At 60.6% G+C, this 3,946-nt stretch carries 5 protein-coding genes; 1 reads left to right on the top strand and 4 read right to left on the bottom strand.

Annotated features, from left to right (window positions below):
- The 4 genes from AC1D00_RS30660 to AC1D00_RS30645 form a co-directional block, all read right to left on the bottom strand.
- The coding region (locus AC1D00_RS30660) for a TCP-1/cpn60 chaperonin family protein (protein WP_477013238.1) at positions 1–220 on the bottom strand (220 nt) is incomplete at its 3' end.
- Positions 221–310: 90 nt separating this feature from the next.
- Positions 311–625: a co-chaperone GroES gene (locus AC1D00_RS30655; protein ID WP_025576403.1), complete on the bottom strand. Its 315-nt coding sequence runs from the start codon at positions 623–625 to the stop codon at positions 311–313.
- A gap of 689 nt (positions 626–1,314) precedes the next feature.
- A complete protein-coding gene (locus tag AC1D00_RS30650; RefSeq protein WP_025576401.1) occupies positions 1,315–1,785 on the bottom strand; it encodes a hotdog fold thioesterase in 471 nt (156 codons plus the stop codon).
- A gap of 92 nt (positions 1,786–1,877) precedes the next feature.
- Positions 1,878–2,888 carry a zinc-binding dehydrogenase gene (locus AC1D00_RS30645; RefSeq protein ID WP_025576399.1) on the bottom strand — a complete coding sequence of 337 codons (1,011 nt, stop codon included), beginning with the start codon at positions 2,886–2,888 and terminating at the stop codon, positions 1,878–1,880.
- Between the two features lie 78 nt (positions 2,889–2,966).
- Between AC1D00_RS30645 and AC1D00_RS30640 the strand changes: the two genes are divergently transcribed.
- Entirely contained in the window at positions 2,967–3,530 is a 564-nt protein-coding gene (locus tag AC1D00_RS30640) for a TetR/AcrR family transcriptional regulator (protein WP_029677468.1), read from the top strand.
- Positions 3,531–3,946: the final 416 nt, after the last annotated feature.

Genomic DNA, 3,946 nt, shown 5'->3' with positions numbered 1-3,946 from the left:
CCATCTGGGCGCCCATGTTCTCGAACTTGTCCTCGAGCTCGATCTCCTTGGCGACGGTGACGCCGTCCTTGGTGATGCGGGGAGCGCCGAACGACTTGTCGAGCACGACGTTGCGGCCCTTCGGACCGAGCGTGACCTTCACCGCATTGTGGAGGATGTCGACGCCACGGAGCATGCGGTCGCGAGCGTCTACGCCGAACTTGACTTCTTTGGCTGACATATTGGTTTCCCTGAATTGACTGGTTCTCATCTCACCCTTGGCGATGCGCCCGGCAGGCGCTCCTCAGGGGTGAGCGGTGCGAGCGGTGGATCAGGCGGCCTTCTTCTTGGAAGCCACGTCGGTGAGAACGCCCATGATGTCGCTCTCCTTCATGATCAGCAGCTCCTGGCCGTCGATCTTGACCTCGGTGCCCGACCACTTGCCGAACAGCACCCGGTCGCCGACCTGGACGTCTATCGGGATCAGCTTGCCGCTCTCGTCGCGGCCGCCCGGGCCGACAGCGATGACTTCACCCTGGGATGGCTTTTCCTTGACCGTGTCGGGAATGATGATGCCACCGGCGGTCTTCTCTTCCGCGTCGATGCGCTTGACCACGACCCGGTCGTGAAGCGGACGGAATTTCATGCTCTCCTCCTGTCTGCTAGACGCTTTTTGAAATAGCAGTCGAAGCTAGCGAGTGCTGACCGCTCCGAAAATAAGCCGGCTTGGTCGGCAAACAAGACAAAGCCGCGAAGGATTTCGAAAATCCGTCGTCCTCACCGGTCCGCGGAGGCCCATTCAAGCCACCTAAAGGAGCCCCTGGTATCAAGTCTTGGCTGGTTGGAGGAAGCCGCTGGGGAAACGCTAGGCGGACTTGTACCGCCTGCCCAGGTTGTTGTTTGGCTTTGCCATCCAATGGCTAGCCGGGCAGGGTTGCGCGCATCTGGAGTAGCCTGTTCAGGTACAATGATGCCGCGGTCAAACGGCAGGGTAGACCCGCCGCGGTACGCGGAGAGGCCGGAAAATCCCATCCCTCTCGCTTACCGAGAGCACCTGAGATGCAGCGGAAGAGCAACTTTCTTTCTAGATTCTCTCCCTCCGCCAGTCCACTCGAATCGGCAGCAACACAACGACTGGCGCGACAAAGGCTGTTGCGGCTAGTTCCGCGATGATACGCGCTAGTCAGCGCGCAAACCGTAGCTTTTGACCGTGGGTTCGGCGGACTTCGCGTTGTCCGCGGGATCTCTTAGATCGAGGCTGATGACGGATCTACCGCAATCAAGCGCCTCCTCGTGAGGTCCTGTGAAGCGACCAATTTGGTAAGCACGCGATTGCTAGTCTTGCTTTCGCGCAGCGAAAATCACGCAAGTGGTTGTGCCATGCGCAAGAAGCTTGCCCGCGCTATCGACGATGCGACCCTCGGCGGTCGCGCCCTGTCTGCCACGGTGAACCACGACGCCAGAGGCGATAACGGGGCCCGGTCCMGGCTTTAGCGGACGGGTGAGATTCACATTAAAGTTCGTTGTCGTAAAACGCTCGCCTTCATCGAGTGTCGTGTGTACGGCACAGGACATTGCCGAGCTCAAAATCACGGCGAGGTAACCGCCGTGCACAACCCCGCCAGGGTTTGCGAACTGTGGCCCGGGCCAACCTGTAAACTCCGTGCTGCCGTGCGCTGCCGCGGATAGCTGGAAATTCAGTGGCGTGCAGATGGGAGCAACTGGCGTCCCTGTGCGCAAAAGCTCGCGGAAGAACGCTAATCCTTCATTCTCTCGCGATGCAGGACGCTCGTCGCCCATCGTCATGGTTTCCTTCCTTGCAGGATCAGCCGGCCGGCCATCTTCGGCTCCGAAATATCGGCGGCGTGCTGCGTGCCGCCGTCCATGCGTGGCGCTGCTTAGCTCAAGGGGCCGGTCAGCGATGGCTTAAGCACATATTTTCCCGTCGCCTGCCGAGCTTCCATGATGCGGTGAGCTTCGCCGGCTCCTTCGAGAGGCAGCCGCCCGGCAACCTCCACGTGAAGGCGCTTTTGGGTGACAAGTTCCGCAACAGTATCGAAGGCCTTCTGCGCTTCATCCGGCCGGGCCTTGAACCAGTGACTGACGTAATAGCCAATCACCGCTTGGTTCATCGGCATGAGGCGCTGGGCGACAAAAGAAGAGGGGCGCCTGCTTGCAGTCCCATAAACGACGAGGCGCCCGAATGGTGCGAGCGCGGCGAGAGCCTGGTCGAAAAATGAGCCTCCGACCATATCGAGAACCACATCGGCCCCGCGTCCGCCGGTAAGCCGTTTCACCTCGCGCGGCCAATCAGCGGCGGTAGAGTCGACAGCGTGGTCGGCGCCTCGCGCCAAGGCTTGCTGCCGGCGTTCGGGTGTACTGGCGCCGGCAATGACGCGGCCGGCGCCCAAAATCTTGGCGAGCTGAATTGCGTAGTTGCCAACGCCCCCGGCGCCGCCGGGAATGAAGACGGATTCGCCGGGCTTGAGCCGTCCAGCTTCCTTGAGCATTTGAAAAGCAGTGACGCCGGCAACAACAAGCGTGGAAGCGACGTCAAGATCGAGTCTTGGGTCCAGTTTGATGACATTGTCGACGCCGGCGAGGGCGTACTCGGCGTAGCCGCCAAGACCGTCTCCGCCGAAAAACGCGAACACCCGATCACCTGGATGCAGCGTTGTGACGCCCAGGCCAACGGCGTCTACGACGCCGGCGGCTTCGCTGCCGAGGATCGCCGGCAAAGGTGTCGGCAGTGGATAGGGATCACCGCGCCGACGCACGATGTCGGCGTAATTGACGCTCGCGGCTTCGATCCGGATGAGCACTTCGTCAGCCCCGGGCTGCGGTTTCAAAACCTCTTCCACCCGAAGCGCCTCGGCATCGCCGTAGGCATGCAACAATACCGCCTTCATAGACCCGCACCCTCCACTATGACGCTTGTCCTAACGCTCCCTCACCTATAGATAAGACAGTCGTCCTAGTCAACAGCCATGACAGCCCATTCACCGCGCGAACAAATGATTTTGGCCGCCATGTCCCTCTTTCAGAGGGAAGGCTATGCCGCGGCCTCATGGCGGCGGTTGGTGCAGGAGTCGGGAGCGCCCTGGGGCTCCGCCTATCATTATTTTCCGGATGGTAAGGAGCAGGTTGGCGTCGCCGCTCTCGAATGGGCGTCACAGAATGTCGCTGCGGGCATCGCGCAGTGCTTCCCCGAAGGCGGCCGCGCTGCGGACGGTATCCGCAAGTTGTTTGCGGGTAGCGCGGCGCAGTTGGCGAAGTCCGGGTTCACCGCTGGTTGCCCCGTGTGCACCGTTGCACTGGAAACTGCACCCCAATCTCAGGCGCTCACCAAGGCGTGCAAGAACGCGTTCGCTCTCTGGCAGCAAACGATTGCTGATGGCTTGATCCGATGCGGAATGGCCCCGAAGAATGCGGAGACGCTCGCGCCGGTAATCTTGGCGGCCTTTGAAGGTGCTCTCATTCAGGCGCGCGTGGCGCAATCGCAGGAGCCTATGCGCGCGTGTGGGGCTCAGATTGCCCGGCTTTGCGATTGAGAGCTTCGACTAAGGCTCTACCTCCGTTGAGGGCGCTCTGACTTGCCGGGGAGAGCCGCTTCTTGCGGAAGCGGATGAGGGTTCTGACCGCGAAGTCTGCCCATGTACTTCCAATGGTCACGCACGGGGACGTACAGTCTTCCGGTCTTGATTGGCGGCTTTCTCGCACGAATCTTCATATTCGCGCGTAGCTGAATTGGTGGGTTTTGGTCTACAAAAGTCGAGAGTGCTTTATCTTTCAATGAGGGTTGACTGACACTCTCTCCGCCATTTGTCGATTTCAGGCCCCGGATTGCTTCCAGGCGGGACAGCGTTTGGAAAGCCAGCGTGATCTTTCTGAAATTGGGTCGGGAGCCGATCCTACGCTTTGCCTTCGTTTGTGCCCCCTCGCACCAACGAGATACGCGCACCGGTAC

The sequence above is a fragment of the Bradyrhizobium sp. P2_E8 genome (assembly GCF_056403875.1).
Note: the sequence above shows the minus strand (reverse complement) of the source record. Positions and strands in the feature narration are given on the sequence as shown.

Bases quoted from the DNA above. Each gene is read 5' to 3' on its own strand.
- AC1D00_RS30645 (WP_025576399.1), bottom strand. From the start codon at position 2,888: ATGAAGGCGGTATTGTTGCATGCCTACGGCGATGCCGAGGCGCTTCGG.
- AC1D00_RS30655 (WP_025576403.1), bottom strand. From the start codon at position 625: ATGAAATTCCGTCCGCTTCACGACCGGGTCGTGGTCAAGCGCATCGAC.
- AC1D00_RS30640 (WP_029677468.1), top strand. From the start codon at position 2,967: ATGACAGCCCATTCACCGCGCGAACAAATGATTTTGGCCGCCATGTCC.